The 17,680-nt window shown below is 67.7% G+C and carries 15 protein-coding genes; 6 read left to right on the top strand and 9 right to left on the bottom strand.

The features are described 5' to 3' along the window. Nucleotides 1-131 precede the first annotated feature (131 nt). The gene (locus HD592_RS12555; protein ID WP_425503117.1) at nt 132-683 is read left to right on the top strand and encodes an HNH endonuclease; all 552 of its coding nucleotides are present in this window, start codon (nt 132-134) and stop codon (nt 681-683) included. On the opposite strand, the gene HD592_RS01580 is transcribed toward HD592_RS12555, so the two are convergent. Next, a complete protein-coding gene (locus HD592_RS01580; RefSeq protein WP_184451436.1) occupies nt 656-1,651 on the bottom strand; it encodes a DNA cytosine methyltransferase in 996 nt (331 codons plus the stop codon). The genes HD592_RS12555 and HD592_RS01580 overlap by 28 nt on opposite strands. Before the next feature lie 207 nt (nt 1,652-1,858). Here HD592_RS01580 and HD592_RS01585 point away from each other — a divergent pair, with 207 nt between their 5' ends. The 4 genes from HD592_RS01585 to HD592_RS01600 all read left to right on the top strand — a co-directional run bounded on the left by HD592_RS01585 (nt 1,859) and on the right by HD592_RS01600 (nt 6,179). Further along, nucleotides 1,859-2,608 (top strand): trimeric intracellular cation channel family protein, encoded by a 750-nt coding sequence (locus HD592_RS01585; RefSeq protein WP_184451437.1) that lies wholly within the window; start codon nt 1,859-1,861, stop codon nt 2,606-2,608. Nucleotides 2,609-2,610: 2 nt separating this feature from the next. Next, the gene (locus tag HD592_RS01590) at nt 2,611-3,438 is read left to right on the top strand and encodes an SOS response-associated peptidase (protein ID WP_184451438.1); all 828 of its coding nucleotides are present in this window, start codon (nt 2,611-2,613) and stop codon (nt 3,436-3,438) included. 289 nt (nt 3,439-3,727) lie between these two features. Then, nucleotides 3,728-5,155, top strand: a complete 1,428-nt coding sequence (locus HD592_RS01595) for an amino acid permease (protein WP_184451439.1) — start codon at nt 3,728-3,730, stop codon at nt 5,153-5,155. A 268-nt stretch (nt 5,156-5,423) separates the two neighbouring features. Next, entirely contained in the window at nt 5,424-6,179 is a 756-nt protein-coding gene (locus HD592_RS01600) for a GmrSD restriction endonuclease domain-containing protein (RefSeq protein ID WP_184451440.1), read from the top strand. A gap of 75 nt (nt 6,180-6,254) precedes the next feature. Here HD592_RS01600 and HD592_RS01605 read toward each other — a convergent pair whose 3' ends face one another. The 8 genes from HD592_RS01605 to HD592_RS01640 form a co-directional block, all read right to left on the bottom strand. After that, the gene (locus HD592_RS01605; RefSeq protein WP_184451441.1) at nt 6,255-6,929 is read right to left on the bottom strand and encodes a response regulator transcription factor; all 675 of its coding nucleotides are present in this window, start codon (nt 6,927-6,929) and stop codon (nt 6,255-6,257) included. Next, complete coding sequence (locus HD592_RS12445) at nt 6,929-8,194, bottom strand: histidine kinase (RefSeq protein WP_184451442.1); 1,266 nt, start codon at nt 8,192-8,194, stop codon at nt 6,929-6,931. The genes HD592_RS01605 and HD592_RS12445 overlap by 1 nt, the downstream gene beginning before the upstream one ends. A gap of 116 nt (nt 8,195-8,310) precedes the next feature. Next, nucleotides 8,311-9,138, bottom strand: a complete 828-nt coding sequence (locus tag HD592_RS01615) for an ABC transporter permease (protein ID WP_184451443.1) — start codon at nt 9,136-9,138, stop codon at nt 8,311-8,313. A 71-nt stretch (nt 9,139-9,209) separates the two neighbouring features. Then, nucleotides 9,210-10,151 carry an ABC transporter ATP-binding protein gene (locus HD592_RS01620; protein ID WP_184451444.1) on the bottom strand — a complete coding sequence of 314 codons (942 nt, stop codon included), beginning with the start codon at nt 10,149-10,151 and terminating at the stop codon, nt 9,210-9,212. A 258-nt stretch (nt 10,152-10,409) separates the two neighbouring features. Further along, nucleotides 10,410-12,305, bottom strand: a complete 1,896-nt coding sequence (locus HD592_RS01625; protein ID WP_184454327.1) for a dipeptide ABC transporter ATP-binding protein — start codon at nt 12,303-12,305, stop codon at nt 10,410-10,412. Between the two features lie 29 nt (nt 12,306-12,334). Then, a complete protein-coding gene (locus tag HD592_RS01630) occupies nt 12,335-13,303 on the bottom strand; it encodes an ABC transporter permease (RefSeq protein ID WP_184451445.1) in 969 nt (322 codons plus the stop codon). Continuing rightward, nucleotides 13,296-14,222 (bottom strand): ABC transporter permease, encoded by a 927-nt coding sequence (locus HD592_RS01635; RefSeq protein ID WP_184451446.1) that lies wholly within the window; start codon nt 14,220-14,222, stop codon nt 13,296-13,298. The genes HD592_RS01630 and HD592_RS01635 overlap by 8 nt, the downstream gene beginning before the upstream one ends. A gap of 351 nt (nt 14,223-14,573) precedes the next feature. Then, nucleotides 14,574-16,193 carry a peptide ABC transporter substrate-binding protein gene (locus tag HD592_RS01640; protein ID WP_184451447.1) on the bottom strand — a complete coding sequence of 540 codons (1,620 nt, stop codon included), beginning with the start codon at nt 16,191-16,193 and terminating at the stop codon, nt 14,574-14,576. Between the two features lie 278 nt (nt 16,194-16,471). On the opposite strand from HD592_RS01640, the gene HD592_RS01645 reads away from it, so the two are divergent. Then, nucleotides 16,472-17,578, top strand: a complete 1,107-nt coding sequence (locus HD592_RS01645; protein ID WP_184451448.1) for a carbohydrate kinase family protein — start codon at nt 16,472-16,474, stop codon at nt 17,576-17,578. Nucleotides 17,579-17,680 lie beyond the last annotated feature (102 nt).

The raw sequence follows: 17,680 nt of genomic DNA on the forward strand, positions 1-17,680 counted from the left end.
GTACTCCTCGATTGGCTTCTTGGCTCAGGTGGAATGTGCAAATTGGCGAACGGTTCAGTACTCGAGAACTTCGCCTTGTGTTGGGTATAGATGACGAACACTTCCAACGCCGTCAACGTGAGCTTCGAGAGATGGGATGGAGATATCTGTCTGCAAAGGAAGACCCGAGCCTAGGGGAGGAGTGTGAGCTTCTTGATTACGGCTGGTGGCCCGGTGAAGGGCCTCGGCCAAAGAAGGCGACAATTTCGTCTAAATTGAGGCGTCAAGTTTTCGAGCGAGATGGTGGGCGCTGCGTAATTTGCGGGCTTGCGGCCGGTGAGAAGTATGAAGATGGGAGTGTCGTAGTACTTACTGCAGGGCACGTCATTGCCAACTCTCATGGTGGAAGTGCCAGTCTCGATAATTTGCAGACGGAATGTCGTCGATGCAATGAGTCTGCTCGTGCCGATACGGGGAGTGCGCTCGATCCTCAGGCGGTTCTTGAGTCTGTCAAGTCGCTCAGATTCCCTGAACGCATGGAACTTCTTGAATGGCTCCGGCGAGGATCTCGGACTCGAACGCAACTTGATCGGGTGTATGACACTGTTCGTCTCGGTGGTCCTGCTGTTCGAGAAGCAGTCCTTAGCTACCTAACCGATGCCTCTGAAAGGCATCATCATCGATCGCGTCCTGGGAAGCCTTGAGAATCTGCTGTCTGAAAGGCTGAAATAATCGCTGAACCGATTGCTTTGGCAACGGGTGGAGGAAATGCGTTACCAATCTGACGGCAGGCGTTTGTCTTCTTTCCAGTGATGTGCCAGAAATCGGGGAATCCCTGTATGCGTGCCATCATTTTTGGGGTTAAGCGAGGTTTTCCTTCAAATTCGGGATCGGGAGCTGTGTCAGCAATGGAGGTGCCAGTTACTCCCAACTCACCCCACGCTTGGCGTGCCCGTGAAGGACCAAGGTCAGGTCCTCCGTGCTTCTTGGAACCTCCAACGAGTGTCGGTGCTATCCGATTGGCTTGTTCGGCCCATTGAATCGCACCTTTCCACCCACGTTCGCTCATGAGATCAACGAGGATCTCTCCGACGGTGGGAGTATCCACTGGAAGTGGCTGAGGCCAGATGAAAAACTGCTTATCGAATTTGTTGAGGGCGACCAGGATTGCTCGAGGGCGCAGCTGAGGTACCCCGAAGTCAGAGGCGTGAATGAGTTTCCATTCGCCATGGTACCCCATTGAACTGAGACGGTGGAGAATCTCTTCTCGATAGGAGCTGAACTTGGGGTCAAGGAGTCCACGCACGTTCTCGATCATCACTCCGCGAGGGTGCAAGTCGCCAACGAGATCTATTGCTCGGTCGAAAAGATTTCGCTCATCTTCTTTGCCAAGCTGTCGTCCGGCAACGGAGAAGGGCGGGCAGGGGACGCCTCCGGCAAGGAGGTCGATGTTCTTAAGGTCATCCTCGGGAACCCATTCATTGAGATCGGTGTGAACGACGTTCCAGTCGGGGCGATTGTGTCGCAAAGTGTTACACGCCCAGTCCTCCAATTCGACTAGGGCTAAGTGAGCGAACCCTGCTTGCTCTAGCCCGAGCGCCTGACCTCCCGCGCCTGCACACAGCTCAAGCGTGGTGTAGGGCGTTGAAGCAGTTGCGCCCGTGGTCGACATGAAGCCTCTACTTTCCGATTGTGAGGAGTTGATTCTCAACGGTTTTGCCGGGTCCATCGTCTCAGACTCCACACGCACTTGCGACAACGAATGTGCTCAGGAGCCTGATCGACGCTCTCCTGTGATCAACTATGCAATGGGGGTGCCTTGGTCGACTTTCCTGCATGGCGTGACCCGAGATGCGCAACATCCTCGAAATACCTGACAATGACCAACGTGCTCGATGCCCTCAACCACGCGCTGCCCGATTTCTTCCGCGCGATCGACCTCCTCGGGGTTCTCCTCAACGGGATCCTCGGGGGCAGGCTCGCGCGCTCCAAGGGCTTCGACGCCGTCGGATTCGCGGTCCTCGCGATCATGTCCGCCCTGGCGGGGGGCATGCTGAGGGACGTCCTGCTCCAATCGGGCCCCCCTGTCGCGCTCACGGATCCGTATTACCTCGGCACCGCCCTGACCGGCGCGGTCATCGCGATGCTGTGGAAGTTCGATTCTCGTCCCGCCCGGATCGCGATGGTCGTCGCCGACGGCACGGTCCTCGGATGCTGGGCGGCGACGGGGGCCCTGAAGACCCTCAACGCGGGCTTCGGGGTCCTGCCCGCGCTCATGCTCGGGATCATCACGGCCGTCGGCGGAGGGGCGATCCGCGACATCTCCGCGGGCAACATCCCCCAGGTGTTCGGGGGGAACAATCTGTATGCGACGCCGGCGGCGGTGTCCGCGGCGATCATGGTCGCCTTCCACGGCTTCGCCCTGTCCACGATCGGGATGCTCGTCGCGACGATCGTCGGTTCGGCATTCACGGTCGTGTCCCACTGGAGGCGCTGGCAGCTCCCCTCGACCGGGGATTGGACCCTGACGGTCACCTCGAGTCAGCTGCGCCGTTTCATGCGCGGTTCGGCGATCCGCGTCGTCCGCTCCGATGATCGCGACGGCCGGGGAATCGCGGAGGCCGAGTAGGGATGTGCGGCCGGTTCTCGATCTTCGTCGAGGACGATGAACTCGTCTCCTTCTTCGGCATCGACTTCTTCGACGCCGACCTCCTCGAGGGCGAGGGCGCGGGCCCCCGCTACAACCTGGCCCCCGGTCAATCCGCGCGCGTCGTCTACGAGCGCCTCCTCGCAGATCCTCCCGCCGCCTCCCCGTCGAAGTCATCACCTTCGTCCGTCGAGGGGATCCGGCCCGCAGCCCCGCCCTCGTCCCCCGATCCCGCGGAGCGCGAGGGCGCTGCGATCCGCAAACTCCGCCCCCTGCGCTGGGGACTCGTGCCGAGCTGGGCGAAGGATCCGAGCCGTCCGATGATCAACGCTCGCGCCGAAACCGTCACCGAGAAGCCGAGCTTCAGGGCCGCCGCCCTGCGCAGGCGCTGCCTCGTGCCCGCGAACGGATACTTCGAGTGGCAGGCGGGGGCCGCGGGGAAGAAGCAGCCCTGGTTCCTCTCCGCGGGCGAGGACGATCCCCTCATGGCCTTCGCGGGCGTCTACGAGGCCTGGCGCGATCCGGCACCGCCCGCCGATCCGGATCGCGGCGACGACGCCTGGCTCCTCACCTTCGCGATCCTCACGCGGCCCGCGCCCGACGCCCTCGGCGCGATCCACGACCGCAGCCCCCTCGTCGTGCCGCGCGACATGTTCGCCGATTGGCTCGACCCGGCGCTTTCGGACCGCGCGGAGGTGCGCGGGCTCATCGAGGCGATCCCCGTCCCGGACCTCGCGCCCAGGAGGGTGTCGCCCAGAGTCGGTAATGTGCGCAATGATGATCCGGCGCTCATCGAGGGAGTCCGCCCATGACACGGCCCTCCGCACGATGCGCACGGAGAACGGGCCCCGCGCCCGTGAAGACGAACAACGGGGCGACCAGCCCGAAGCAACAGGGCGACCAGCCCGAACGACGACGGGCGACCCGCCCGGGAGTAGGCGCACAGTGACCACGAGTCCCCACGCGTCCGGATCCGCTTCGGCGGCTTCCGGCGCCCATTCCTCATCCGCTCGCCCGACAGACGCCCCGTCCGCTCCTCACGCGCCCGCAGATCGGGTCGCCGGAGGCGGGCCGAGGAGGTTCCGCACCAGGCACCTGTCGATGATGGCGCTCGGCAGCGCGATCGGGGCGGGCTTCTTCCTCGGCACGGGCGTCGCCATCGCCGAGGCGGGCCCCGCGGTCCTCGTGTCCTACGCGCTCGCGGCCCTCATCGCAGTGTCGGTGATGTACGCCCTCTCAGAGCTCGCCTCCGCGCTGCCGTCGACGGGCTCCTTCTCCACCTACGCCGAGGTGGGGATCGGCCGCTGGGCGGGCTTCACCTCGGGGTGGCTCTACTGGGCGATGCTCATCATGGTCCTCGGCATGGAGATCACGGGCGCCGCAGGCATCTTCGTGTCGTGGTTCCCCTCCGTCCCGCAGTGGGCAGTCGCCCTCGTTATCGTCGTCGTGCTCGGCGGGGTGAATCTCCTGGCAGCGCGCGATTTCGGAGAGGTGGAGGCCTGGCTCGCGGGCCTCAAGGTCGCGGCGATCGTCGTGTTCCTCCTCATCGGGATCGGCCTGCTCGTCGGCCTGATACCGGGCCGTGGCGCGGCTCCGGCCGAGATGATCCTGGGGCACGGCGGCTTCGCCCCGAAGGGCTTCGCGGGGATCGCCGTCGGCCTGCTCGCGATCATCACCTCCTTCGGCGGGATTGAGATCGTCACGATCGCGGCCGCCGAGGCCGAGGACGCGAAGTCGGCGATGGCTTCTGCGATCCGTTCCGTGATCGGGCGGATCCTCGTCTTCTACGTCGGTTCGGTGGTCCTCCTCATCTGCCTGCTCCCCTGGGACTCGGAGGCGATGCGGACGAGCCCCTTCGCCGCGGTCCTGGAGATGGCGGGGATCCCGGCGGTCGCGCGCATCATGGAGGTCGTCGTCTTCATCGCGCTCATCTCCGCCTTCTCCGCGAACGTCTACGGTTCGAGTCGTATGGCCTACTCCCTGTCGGCGCGGGGCATGGGCGTGCGCTGGCTCCTCGGCGCCGACGCGGGCCGCTTGGGCGCGGTCGTCGAGGCGGGCGCTTCGGTCCCGACCCCCGCTTCGCCTTCGGGCGAGGCCGATGACCTGCGAGGGCTCGTGGCCTCCCAGGGCGCGGGCGGCGACATCGCCCGGGGGCGGACCCCGCGGCGCGCGGTGTGGGTGTCGATCTTCTTCTCCCTGGTGTCCGTGGCTCTCAACTGGCTGCTGCCGTCCCAGCTCCTCGGGATCCTCATCAACGCGGTCGGCATGGTGCTCCTCATCATCTGGGTGTTCATCCTCGTCGCCCAGGTGCGCCTCCATCCGGTCCTGGAGGCCGAGGGCGCGATCGCGCTGCGCGCGCCGGGCTGGCCGTGGCTGCCGCGCCTGGTGCTCGCGGCCCTGGTCGGTGTCGGCGGGATCATGGCCTGGAATCCGGTGGCGAGGGCCCAGCTCGTCTCGATGACGGTGCTCACCCTGATCATCATCGCCGTCTTCTTCGCCAAGGAGGCACTGAGGAGGCGGAGGGGCTGATCCTCCGCCCCCTGTTCAGGCGGAGCGCGGCCCGCTGCGCGCCGAGGGCGTGAGCGGAGGGGTGCGGCTTCTGCGCGCCCGATCGGGCGCGGAGCGCTCGTCTTGCGCGGGTGATCCACAGGCGGACGAGGGCGGGGCCGCAGATGCCGGTGGCGAGGGTGAGAATCGGGTCTGGAAGGATGGGCCCGCAGCGGCGGGCGCTGCGGCGCGCGCGGGCTGAAGCGACGCGCAGGCCGAGGCGGGACGCGCGGACGGGAAGGGGACGAGGGTGACGCGACGCAAACGGAAGAAGGGGCCGACGATCGGCGATGCCCTGGTCGTGCTCCTCGCCGCCGCGCTGCTCGCCTGGTTCCTCATCCCCGGTGTGCCCGAGGCGGCGTCGAAGCTGTGGAAGGACCTGAGCGCGGGCCGGCTGCCGGGCTCGTCCGCGCCCCTCGAGGATGTCGCGGCCACTCCGAGCGGCCAGCTGCTCATGGGCCTCGGCCTGCGCGAGGGGGCCGGTGAGGAGATCCCCGAATACGACAGGGGGGCCTTCGGGCAGGCGTGGGCGGACGAGGACCGCAACGGCTGCGACACCCGCAATGACATCCTCGCCCGCGATCTCGCCCGGCCGGTCTTCAAGCCGGGCACGCACGATTGCGTGGTCCTGTCCGGGACCCTCGCCGAGCCCTACACGGGGTCCGTCATCGAGTTCCAACGCGGTCAGGACACCTCCGCGCTCGTCCAGATCGATCACGTCGTGGCGCTCGGGGACGCGTGGCGTTCGGGCGCCTGGGCGTGGGATGCGCCGACGCGCCAGCGCTTCGCGAACGACCCGGCGAACCTGCTCGCGGTCGACGGGCAGGCGAACCAGGACAAGGGCGCCTCATCGGCGGATGAGTGGCTGCCGTCGAACGCGGACTTCCGCTGCGCCTACGTGACCCGGCAGATCGAGGTGAAATCGACCTGGGGCCTGTCGGTGACAGCGCAGGAGCGCGACGCGATGGCGAGAATCCTCGCGTCCTGCCCGGCGGATCGTGACTAGCGGAGGCCGGACTCGCTACTGCGCCGCGCGGGGGCGGAGCGATCCAAGGGCGCCCCTACAACCACCCGTTCTCCATCACAACCACCCGTTCTCCGTCGCGATGCGCACGGCCTCGGCGCGGGTCCTCGCGGAGGTCTTGAGCATCGCCGAGGACACGTGGTTGCGGACGGTCCCCTGCGAGAGGCCGAGCTCGGAGGCGATATCGGCGATCGTCCCGCCGCCCGCGACGGCGCGAAGAACCTCGACCTCCCGATCGGTGAGCGGGCAGGCGCCCCTTTCCAGGGTTTCGAGGGCGAGAGTCGGGTCGAGGACTTTCAATCCCGAGGCCACGCGCCGGACGGCATCGGCGAGCTGCGCCGAGGGGGCGTCCTTGACGACGAAACCCGTGGCTCCCGCGTCGAGCGAACGCTGAACGTATCCCGGCCGACCGAATGTCGTGAGCATGAGGACGCGGACCTTGGGGAACTTCGAGCGGATCGCCGCGCAGGCGGTGATCCCGTCCATCACGGGCATCTCCACGTCGAGGAGCACCACGTCGACGGGCGCTGCGGCCCCGCCGGGCGCGGACGCCACCAGCGAGGTCAGCAGGCTCAGAGCCTCGGCACCGTTGCCGGCCTGGCCGCACGCTTCGATGTCGGGCTCAAGCGACAGCAGGGTCGCCAGGGCTCCGCGCACCATCGTCTGATCATCGACGACCACGATCCGGATCGGGCCCGCACCCGCGCCACTGCCCGTACCCGCAGCGTTCATCACGCGCCTCCCACCTGGTGAAGCCGAAGATCAAGCGTCCACGCATCGCCCTGGCCGCCCCAGGTCAGCGTTCCGCGCGACCCGACCCGCTCGCGCAGCCCGTCCAGGCCCGTGCCTCCTCGGCCGACGCCGCCCCCGGCATCTCCGGCCGACTCGACGGACCCGAGCGCGCTCCTCATGGCGTGCATCCCGCGCCGCTTCACGCCGTCATTGACCACGGACGCCCCATCCGCGCGCACGGTCACCGTCACGACGGTCGGTGCCGCATGCTTGTAGGCGTTCGTGCACCCCTCGCGAATGACGTGGGCGACGAGCGTCGAGGGCGCGCCCGGAGCCGGCTCGCCCTCGCGGATCACCACCAAGCGCACCTCAGCCGTCTCGAGGACCTCGCGCGCCGCCTCGATCTCCGTGTCCGGAAGCAGCGTCCGATTCGCGGCCACCACGTCGCGCACATCGCTCAGGGCCGCACGCGACATCTCCGTCAGGTCGTCGAGCTGGGCGCGCGCCTCGTCAACGCGCCCCGCGTCGAGCAGACGCCCGGCAAGATCCGCCTTGACGGTGATGCCGGTGAGCGTCTGGCCGAGGATGTCGTGCAGATCCGCACCGATGCGCGCGCGTTCACGCTCGCGAGACAGGGCGATCTCCTGCTTCGTCTCGACGTCCTTGAGCCGCTCGTGGTCCATCGCCAGGCGCGACAGGATCGTGACGTTCGCCGTCATGAGGATGACGACGAGAGGGAAGTAGCCCTCCGAGGGCCGGACGAGGATCTCAATCGCCGCGAGAGCCAGGCCCAGCGCCAGTGACGGGAACATCCAGCGCGGCGGGCTGAGCAGCGCCATGGGGGATACGAGGTAGCAGATCAGGAACACTGCGCCGGAGCCGCCGAATGGCGCAGTCGTCACGAGTATGACGACCTGGAGGGCGGCGATGAGCCCGACCATGACGAGGTAGCGCTTCCAATGAGAGGCATCGCGCGGCGCGGAGTCGAGGACGAGCCAGGCCGCGATGTACACGATGCCGAGGGCGAGCGTTTCTGAGAGCAGCAGGAGCGGACCCGGCTTGTCCAGGCCCGCCTGAACAGCGCCGATGATCGGGTAGGCGAGGAAGACGATGAAGGGGGCGGACCAGAACAGTGCGATGACGCGCGGAGGAATGGTGCGCCTGGCGCGCTTGCCCGGGCCGGCACCGATGTTGCGCCCGGGAGCCGGGGAGGAAACGGCCTCAGGGGCGGCTGCGGCACTCGCAGGGGTGAGCTGGTCTTTCACTTCGGAGTCCTTCGTTTGTTCCGCTGTTGAGAGTACCCGAGGGCGGGGGCGCCCCCGGCGCATCGCCCGCTGAACCCGTCCCCGCCCTCTTCCTCGCCCTCGTCATCCGAAGATCGTCAGCGGCCGGTGTCGCGACGCTGGGCCCGCACCGCGATGATCGCGAAGAACGCGGTCCACGCTGCGTAGTTCGCGAGCCATGCCCACTCGAAGCCGTCCCAGCCGTACAACGGTGTCTGGACGATCCGCGACAGGCCGTAGAAGGGCGACCAGGGCGCGATCTTCGCCCAGAAGGAGCCCATCTGCTCGAGCGGGATGAACATGCCGGCGACGAAGGAGCCGAGCACGGTGATCGCGCTGGTCAGAGCGAAAGCGCCGTCGGAGCGCACCGAGAAGGCGGCGGCCAGGCCGAGCACGATCGGCAGGGCCGACACGGCGATCATGAGGATGAACGACCCGATCCATGCCGCGGCCTCCATGCGCGCTCCGGTGAAGCAGCCGACTGCGTAGACGATGCCCGTGACGACGATGGATATGAGCATGGAGGCGATCATGCGGGCCGTGATGAGCGCGAGCGACGACATCGGCGTGAGCGCCTGGAGGCGCGAAATGCCCGAGGTGCGCTCCAGAGCCACGTTCGTGCCCATTGACGAAGCGGTCATGATCGTCCCGTACACCGTCATGTTGACGAGGACCGTCGCGGCGACGTTGGAGTGGATGATCCACTCGTCGGAGTAGTCCTGGCCGGCGCCGAACATGAGGTACATGAAGATCGGCAGGCCGATTGCGAAGCTGAGCGAGTACGGATTGGTCAGCAGCTTGTAGAACGAGTACCACAGGTGGATGCCGAAGCCCCTCCAGCCTGAGCCCGGGGTGCGCCGGGCGATGTCGAGGTCGGCGTCGGCGCCGACGATGGGCGCGGCAGGGGAGATGCTTGCGGAGGTCATGATCGTGTCCTTCTTAGTGCTCGGTCGGTGGGTTCCGGCGGCCGAGGGCGGGGCGTGCGGGCCGCTGGGGCTCAGGCGGTGAGGGAGGTGAAAGCGTCCTCGAGGGATGACGAGGTGATCTCGAGGTCGTGGGCGCCGGGCAGGGCGAGGACGGCCCGGGCGACCTCGTCGGTGTCGGATGCGGTGACGGTCAGCTCTCCGGCATCGGCCTCGCCCTCGTACAGCGTCCAGGAGACGGCCAGGCCGGAGGCGCCGGGCAGGGCGGCGAGGGCGCGTCGGGCCTCGTCGCGGGAATCGGCGGGCAGCAGGACGCGGAGGGTCTTCGTCGTGCCCGTGCGGCGCAGCTCGGCGGTGGGCGCGTCGGCGACGATGGCGCCGTCCTTGATGATGACGGTGCGTTCGGCGAAGTCCTCGGCCTCGGCGAGGTAGTGCGTGGCGAAGACGATTGTGCGGCCGCGTTCGGTCTGGTCGCGCATGAGCGCCCAGAATTCGCGGCGGGCGCCGGCGTCCATGCCGGCGGTGGGCTCGTCGAGGATGAGCAGGTGCGGGTCCGGAAGGAGCGCGAGGGCGAGGCGGACGCGCTGCTGCTCGCCGCCGGAGAGCTTGCGGATGGGGCGCTTGGCGAGTTCCGTGAGGCGGGTCTCCGCCATGACCCGGTCAAGGGGCAGGGTCGACTGGTGGCTGGCCGCGAACATGCGCAGGGTTTGGGCGACCGTGAAGTCGCTCGGAAGCGCGCCGCTCTGGTGGACGACGCCGACGAGGGAACGGCGGATCGCGTCGCGGGCGCTCATGCCGAAGAGCTCGCAGGAGCCGGAGGTCGGGGCCTGCAGGCCGAGGATCATGTCGATGAGCGTGGTCTTGCCGGCGCCATTCCTGCCGAGCAGGGCCATGATCTGTCCGCGAGGGACGTCGAGAGTGATGTGGTCGACCGCGGTGAGAGTGGCGAAGGTCTTGACGATGTCGCGGACGCTGATCGCGGGCGCGGCGGCGTGGGCGGATGGCGTTGTGTTCATGACTCCATCGTCGGGCCGGGGGCGTGTTCGCGGCAGTGCCGGGTGTCGGGGCGCCCCGCATGACATCTGTCATGCCCCATCCCGCCGAACCCGTCCTGTTCTGCGCTGAGAGCCGCCCTGTTTCCCCGTGGAACCCGTATGGGTTCACGCCGGGGTGGCGGGGGGAAGCGAAAACGACGGAGGTGCGCGACATGCCGCGCACCTCCGCCGTTCACGGTTCGACGGGTGAGGACCCGTCGATCAGCGAGGTCGGAGGGGCTAGAGGTTGAGCTGGATCTTGCGCCCCGGGACCGCCTCGATGAGCTCTCGCGTGTAGTCCTGCACGGGGTTCGCGAAGAGCTCGTCCGTCGTGTTCTGCTCGACGAGCTTGCCCTTCTCCATGACGACGACGTCGTCGGCGATCTGGCGGACCACCGCGAGGTCGTGCGTGATGAAGAGGTAGGACAGGCCGAGTTGGGCCTGCAGGTCGTTGAGCAGGTAGAGGATCTGGTTCTGCACGAGCACGTCGAGGGCCGAGACGGCCTCGTCGAGGACGATGACCTCCGGGTTGAGCGCGAGGGCGCGGGCGACGGCGACGCGCTGGCGCTGACCGCCGGAGAGCTCGTTCGGGTAGCGGCGCATCGCCGAACGCGGCAGGGCGACCATGTCGAGGAGCTCGGAGACCCGCTTGACCCGCAGGGACTTCGGGTTGAACTCCTTCTTCTCCGCGGCGCTCAGGGAACGTCCGGCCCGGCTGGCCTCGACGAGGGCGGCGATCCACTCCTCGGGCTCGCGGCCGGTCGCCTTGGCGCGCTCGTATTCCTGCTCGGCGTAGGCGGGCGTGCCGTAGCCGTGGACGCGCAGGGGCTCTTCGATGACGCGGAAGATCGAGAACATCGGGTCGAGCGAGCCGTAGGGGTTCTGGAAGACCGCCTGGAGGCGGCGGCGCAGTGCGAAGAGCTCCTTGTCGCTCATGAGCGAAGTGTCCTGGCCGTCGAAGAAGACCTTGCCCGAGGTGGGGGACAGGAGGTGGAGCACCATGTTGGCCGCGGTCGACTTGCCCGAACCGGACTCGCCGACGACCGCGAGGGTCGTGCCGCGGCGCAGCGCGAAGGAGACGTCGTCCACGGCAAGGAGCTTCTTCGCCTCGCCCTTGGAGCCGCGGATGTCGAATTCGCGGGTGAGGTGCTCGACGCGGACGATCTCCTCGGTCGAGGTCGATCCCTTGCCCGCTCCCGTCAGCTCCTCCTCGGTCACCTGGATGCCGCGGGCGTGGGCGGACTCGATGCGCGCGGAGGCCAGCGAGGGCGCCGCCGAGACGAGGCGCTTGGTGTAGGGGTGGCGCGGGTGCTGGAGGATCTCCAGGGCGGGACCGGACTCGACGATGCGGCCGCGGTGCATGACGACGAGCTGTTCGGCGCGCTCAGCGGCGAGGCCGAGGTCGTGCGTGATGAACAGGACCGCGGTGCCGAGTTCGCGCGTGAGGGTGCCGAGGTGGTCGAGGATCCGGCGCTGGACGGTGACGTCGAGGGCGGAGGTCGGTTCGTCGGCGATGAGGAGCTTCGGGCGGGCCGCCATGCCGATGGCGATGAGGGCGCGCTGGCGCATGCCGCCGGAGAACTCGTGCGGGAACTGCTTCGCCCGGCGCTCGGCGTCGGGCAGGCCCGCCTCTTCGAGGAGGGCGGCGACGCGCTGGCCGACCTCGGAGTTGGGGACGACGTTGTTGGCCTTGAGGGCCTCCTTGACCTGGGTGCCGATGCGCAGAACCGGGTTGAGGTTCGTCATCGGGTCCTGGGGGACCAGGCCGATCCCGGAGCCGCGCAGGCGGACCCATTCCTTGGTCGACAGGCGGGTGATGTCTTCGCCGTCGAACTCGATGGAGCCGCCGGTGACCTTGCCGGTGCCGGGCAGCAGGCCGATGACCGCGGCGGCGGTCGTCGACTTGCCGGAGCCGGACTCGCCGACGATGGCGACGGTCTGGCCCGGGTAGATCGTGAGGTTCGCTCCGCGCACGGCGGGGACCACGCCGGTCGAGGTCGTGAAGGTGACTTCGAGGTCGGTGATCTTCAGGAGCGGGTTCAGATCCTCGGGGTGGAGGGCCTCGGAGCCGGCGGCGGTCTCGGCGCTGTCGAGGACTGCGACGGTGATCGCCTCCTCGCGGGCTTCCTCGGTCATGGGAGTCGTGTTCTGCTCAGTCTGCTCAGTCACTTGCGTGCCTTCGGGTCGAGGGCGTCGCGGACCGCATCGCCCATCATGATGAAGCTGAGGACGGTGAGGGCGAGGGCGAGCGCCGGGTAGAAGAGGACCATCGGGTTGGTGCGCAGGGAGGCCTGCGCGGCGGAGATGTCCGCGCCCCAGGAGACGACGGTCGGGGGAAGGCCGATGCCCATGAAGGACAGGGAGGCTTCGGAGACGATGAAGGTGCCGAGGGCGACGGTCGCGTAGACGATGATCGGGGCCATCGAGTTCGGGAGGATGTGCGACAGGAGGATCCGCGCCTTGGAGGCGCCGGTGGCCCTCGCGGCCGTCACGAATTCCTCGTTCTTCGCGGTCATGACCGCGCCTCGGGTGATGCGGGCGATCTGGGTCCAGCCGAAGATCGACAGGACGGTGATGACCATCCACACGTTGCGGTTGTCCTTGAACATCTGCATGAAGACGATCGCGGCGAGGAGCAGCGGGATCGCGAAGAAGATGTCGGTGATGCGCGAGAGGAGAGCGTCGAACCAGCCGCCGAAGTATCCGGCGATCATGCCGATGAGTCCGCCGATGAGGACGACGAAGATCGTGGTGAAGACGCCGACGGCGACTGAGGCGCGCGCGCCGTAGATGACGCGGGCGTAGATGTCGCAGCCCTGGCGGTTGAAGCCGAAGGGGTGGCCGTCGGCGGGGGCGCCGAGCGAGTTGGACAGTTCGCAGTAGCGCGGGTCCTGGCTCGTGAAGAGGCCGGGGATGAGGGCGATCGCGAGGGCGATGAGGATGATCGTTGCGGCGATCCAGAAGATCGGGCGCCTGCGGAGGCGCTTCCAGGCCTCGCCCCACAGGGATGAGGGGGCGGAGTCGTCGGCGACGGCGTCGACCGCGCCCAGGCCGGTCTCGTCGATGTCGGAGACGTAGTGGCGCTGGCCGGCGCGGGTGCGCTCGATGTTGGCGGAGGGGATGCAATCACTCATAGCGGATCCTCGGGTCGAGCACGGCGTACAGGAGGTCGACGATGAGGTTCGCGACGATGTAGACGAGCACGAGAACGGTGGTGACGGAGACGACGGTTGCGGGCTCGCCCTTGATGATGGCCTGCCAGAGGGTGCCGCCGACGCCGGAGATGTTGAAGATGCCCTCGGTGATGATGGCGCCGCCCATGAGTGCGCCGAGGTCGCCGCCGAGGAAGGTGGCGACGGGGATGAGGGAGTTGCGCAGGATGTGGCGGGTCATGACCGTGCCGTTGGCGAGGCCCTTCGCGCGGGCCGTACGCACGTAGTCGGCGGAGACGTTCTCGGAGACCGACTGGCGGGTGAGGCGGATGACGTAGGCGAGGGAGACGCCGCCGAGGACGATGGCGGGCATCGTGAGGGATTGGAGGGTCACGTTCGCGCCGACGGTCGTGGGGAAGACCCCGAGTTTGACGCCGAGGATGAACTGGAGGACGAAGCCGAGGACGAAGGTCGGCACCGAGATGAGGAGGAGGGAGAGGACGAGGATCGTCGAGTCGAAGATCCCGCCGCGCTTGACTCCGGCGATGACGCCGAGGGCGATGCCGAGGATGCCCTCGATGGCGAGGGCGTAGAGGGCGAGCTTGACGGTGATCGGGAAGGCGCGGGCCATGACCGCCGTGACGGGCTGTCCGGAGAAGGTGGTGCCGAAGTCGAGGGTGAAGACGCCCTTGAGGTAGAGCAGGTACTGCATCCAGAAGGGTTTGTCGAGGTTGTACCTCGCGGCGATTTCGGCGTAGGCGGCGTCGGAGAGGCCCCGGTCGCCTCCGAGGGCTGCGACGGGGTCACCCGGCATGAGGTACACCATCGCGAAGATCAGGAACGTGGCGCCGAAGAAGACCGGGATGGTCTGGAGGAGCCGCCGTCCGATGTAGCGAAGCATGGACAGTCCTTCTGACAGTGGAACGGGAGTGGTCCTCCCGCTTTCGGTGGCGTCGTCACTGGGGCGACTGGCACCGGTGGTGCCGGTGCATACTTAGGGCATCATAGGGTAAACACTCGGCAAACGGGAGTCGGACCGGTGCGAGGAGGCCCCGAGGGGCGGTCGGAATCCCTGAAAGGGCCCCTTGATCGGGGCCGGGCCGGAGCCGGGGAGGGGCGGGCGTCGTGGTCGCGGATTCTTCTCGACCTGCTCGGGCTTGAAAAGCCCGGGGGGCGGGTGGACTCGCGTCCGCCCGCCCCCCGGGTGGGATTCAGCTGTGAGGCTCCCGTGCATTGAGAGCCCGCGCGAAGGTCACTCGGCCTTGGTGATGTTCTGGTAGACCGGGACGGACTTCCAGTTGAAGACCACGTTGTCGACCGTGGGCGCCCAGCCGCCGACGACGTTGGAGTACCACAGCGGGATGACCGGGAGGTCCTTGAAGAGGATCTCCTGAGCCTGATCGAGGAGCTTGTTGGACTCTTCGACGGAGGGCGCGGACGCGGACTTGGTCAGGAGGGCGTCGAAGTCGGCGTTCGAGTAGTCGGTGTCGTTCGATCCCGCGCCCGTGCCGTAGAGCGGGGCGAGGAAGTTGTACTTGCCGGGGTAGTCGGCCTGCCAGCCGGTGCGGAAGGCGCCGGTGATGGTGCGGTTGGTGACCTCGGTGCGCAGGGACTTGAAGTCGGGGTAGGGGTTGCCGACCGCGTCGATGCCGAGGGTGTTCTTGATCGAGTTCGCAACGGCGTCGACCCAGGCCTGGTGCCCGCCGTCGGAGTTGTAGCCGATCGTGAAGGTGCCCGACCAGGGCGAGATCTTGTCGGCCTCGGCCCACAGCTCCTTGGCCTTCTCCGGGTTGTAGCTCAGGACCTCGGAGCCGGGGACGGCGTCGTTGTAGCCGTCGACGACCGGGGAGGTGAAGTCCTTGGCCGGGGTGCGGGTGCCCGAAAAGATCGTCTCGGTGATGGTGTCGCGGTCGATCGCGTAGGAGAGGGCCTGGCGGCGGAGCTTGCCCTCATCGCCGGAGAAGTGCTCGAGCTTCATCGGGATCGCGAAGGACTGGAAGATCGCGGCCGCCTGGTTCGCGGAGCGGCCTTCGAGCTCGGATTCGTAGGTGGCGAAGGCCGAGTCCGGGATCGCGTCGAGGACGTCGAGGTTGTGGCCGAGGAGATCCTGGTAGGCCGCGTCCTGCGAGGCGTAGAAGATGATGTTGACGCCGCCGTTCTTCGCGACGTTGTCGCCCTTGTACTCCGGGTTCGGGATCAGCTTGATCTGGGCGTTGTGCTCCCAGCCGTTCTCGGCGACCATGTACGGGCCGTTGCCGATCGGCTTCTCGCCGCCGGTGGCCGGGTCGGCGAGGGTCGAGTCGGGAAGCGGCACGTAGGCGGAGTAGCCCAGGCGCTGCGACCAGTCGGCGGTCGGCTCCTTGAGGGCGATGGTGAAGGTGTAGTCGTCGATCTCCTCGAGGCCGGTGAGATCGCCGGCGCCTTCATCATCGGCGCCCTGGATCGGCGCGTAGAAGTACGAGGAGAGCATGGCCTCCTTGGCGCCCATCTTCCACGCCTCGATGAAGTTGTGGGCCTGGACCTCGGTGCCGTCGGAGAATTTCTGGCCCTTCTTGAGCTTGACGGTCCACACGCTGGCGTCCTCGTTCGGCTCGATGGACTCGGCCATCTCCATGTGGGTCGCGCCCTCGGCGTCGTAGTAGACGAGGCCCGCGAAGATGAGGTCGAGGATCTTGCCGCCGCCGGTCTCGTTCGTGTTCGCCGGGATGAGCGGGTTCTGGGGCTCGGAGCCGTTGGTGGTGATGACGGCGGTCGAGCTGCCCGCGGCGGCGCCGGAGGCCGACGAGTCGGAGGCGGTGCCGCCGGAGGAGCACGCGGTGAGGCCGAGTGCGAGAACGGCCGGTACGGCGAGCCAAGTCCTCTTGAGGTTCATGAAGAACTCCCTTGATCGATGGGTCCCACCCGCGCGGGGGCGCGGGCTCTGGGCTCGAGGGTAACCGGATCCGCGCGGGACTTCTTTCCCGGTTCATCAATTGAACATTGCTTTTTGGTCACGAATGGTAAAGCTTTGATAAAGGTGTGGCGTATTCGCAGCTCCTCGGGCATCGGGGCATCGATCCCGGGGACGGGGTCGGCGCGCCCCCGTCCGGGCGCCACTACAGTGGGCCGAAGCGACGCGCAGAGCGCGTAGAGGTAGAGAAGGAGCGGCTCATGACTGAAGGGGAAGCGCAGATCCCCGGCGCCCCGCGGGTGTGCGTCCTCGGCCCACTGGTCCTCGCCCTCGTCATGGGCCCCCTCGACCACGCGCCGAGGGCCGGGGAGGAGCAGATCGCCCGAACGGCCTCCCTCGCGCCGGGCGGATCGGCGAACCGCGCGGTCGCCCTCGCCCGCATGGGCTTGAACACGGAGCTCGTCTGCTCGATCGGGGTCGATGAGGCCGGCGCGATCGTCAGGAGGATGCTCGCGACCCACTCGGTGGATGTGGAGCATGCGACGCGGGTTCCGCATCAGGCGATCACCGCGGCCCTGGGCTTCGACGGCGATCGCGCGCTGACGACCTACGGGGACCTCTCGGCCCCTTCGCTGAAGGGGATGCTCGTTCCGCCGGACGCCCTCGTCGGCGAGCTCGGCGTCCTCGGGGAGAATCTGGAGACCATCGCGAAGTGGCGCCGACCGGGATCCCTCAAGGGCCCGAACAGGGCGGGATCGGATCGGACCTGGGTCCTCGCCGAATGCCGGTGGGATCCGACGGGACGGTGGAGCGGCGACGACCTCGATCCCCTCGAACAGGTCGACGCCTTCACGCTCAACGAGGATGAGGCGAAGAACTACACGCGCAAGGCGGACGCGCGCCAGGCCGCCCGCCAGCTCCTGTGGTCGGTTCCCGAGGTCGTCGTGACCCTCGGGCCGCGCGGCGCGCTCGCGATCATCGACGATGAGGAGATCCTCCTGCCCGCGGCTCCGGCCCACACGATCGACACCACGTCCGCGGGGCACGCATTCTCAGCGGCGCTGGTCTGCGCGCGGATGAACGGACTGGGCGCCAGGGCGGCGGTGTCGATGGCCCTGCTCGCCTCGGCGCGATCGACGGAGACGATGGGCTCCTTCACGCACGCGCCCACCCTGAGCGAGCTTCAGCGGTGGACCAGGGCGCGCGAGCTGCCCGAGGGCTACGACGCGGAATTCCTCGACCTGGAGGATCCCCATGCGCGCGAAGAGGAGCCCCCTCGCGCGGACCCGGGATCCCCCGACGACGATACGAGGGACGATTCCGGCTTCGAGGCGGCCTCGTCGATCGCGGATTCCCTCTCGAACTGAGCAGGCCGAACGGCCGAGCGTCATCGTCGAACAGGCGATTCGCCTCGCATCGGCGCACTGCTCCCAAGGCGCGCTCTGCTGAGGGGGCCGCCTCGAGCGGTT

Source organism: Schaalia hyovaginalis (assembly GCF_014208035.1).
Classification (GTDB): domain Bacteria; phylum Actinomycetota; class Actinomycetes; order Actinomycetales; family Actinomycetaceae; genus Pauljensenia; species Pauljensenia hyovaginalis.

What these genes read in the sequence shown, in the direction of transcription:
- HD592_RS12555 (WP_425503117.1), top strand. Translation starts at nt 132, where the DNA reads ATGGGATGGAGATATCTGTCTGCAAAGGAAGACCCGAGCCTAGGGGAG.
- HD592_RS01580 (WP_184451436.1), bottom strand. Translation starts at nt 1,651, where the DNA reads ATGTCGACCACGGGCGCAACTGCTTCAACGCCCTACACCACGCTTGAG.
- HD592_RS01585 (WP_184451437.1), top strand. Translation starts at nt 1,859, where the DNA reads ATGACCAACGTGCTCGATGCCCTCAACCACGCGCTGCCCGATTTCTTC.
- HD592_RS01590 (WP_184451438.1), top strand. Translation starts at nt 2,611, where the DNA reads ATGTGCGGCCGGTTCTCGATCTTCGTCGAGGACGATGAACTCGTCTCC.
- HD592_RS01595 (WP_184451439.1), top strand. Translation starts at nt 3,728, where the DNA reads ATGATGGCGCTCGGCAGCGCGATCGGGGCGGGCTTCTTCCTCGGCACG.
- HD592_RS01605 (WP_184451441.1), bottom strand. Translation starts at nt 6,929, where the DNA reads ATGAACGCTGCGGGTACGGGCAGTGGCGCGGGTGCGGGCCCGATCCGG.
- HD592_RS01615 (WP_184451443.1), bottom strand. Translation starts at nt 9,138, where the DNA reads ATGACCTCCGCAAGCATCTCCCCTGCCGCGCCCATCGTCGGCGCCGAC.
- HD592_RS01620 (WP_184451444.1), bottom strand. Translation starts at nt 10,151, where the DNA reads ATGAACACAACGCCATCCGCCCACGCCGCCGCGCCCGCGATCAGCGTC.
- HD592_RS01625 (WP_184454327.1), bottom strand. Translation starts at nt 12,305, where the DNA reads ATGACCGAGGAAGCCCGCGAGGAGGCGATCACCGTCGCAGTCCTCGAC.
- HD592_RS01630 (WP_184451445.1), bottom strand. Translation starts at nt 13,303, where the DNA reads ATGAGTGATTGCATCCCCTCCGCCAACATCGAGCGCACCCGCGCCGGC.
- HD592_RS01635 (WP_184451446.1), bottom strand. Translation starts at nt 14,222, where the DNA reads ATGCTTCGCTACATCGGACGGCGGCTCCTCCAGACCATCCCGGTCTTC.
- HD592_RS01640 (WP_184451447.1), bottom strand. Translation starts at nt 16,193, where the DNA reads ATGAACCTCAAGAGGACTTGGCTCGCCGTACCGGCCGTTCTCGCACTC.
- HD592_RS01645 (WP_184451448.1), top strand. Translation starts at nt 16,472, where the DNA reads ATGACTGAAGGGGAAGCGCAGATCCCCGGCGCCCCGCGGGTGTGCGTC.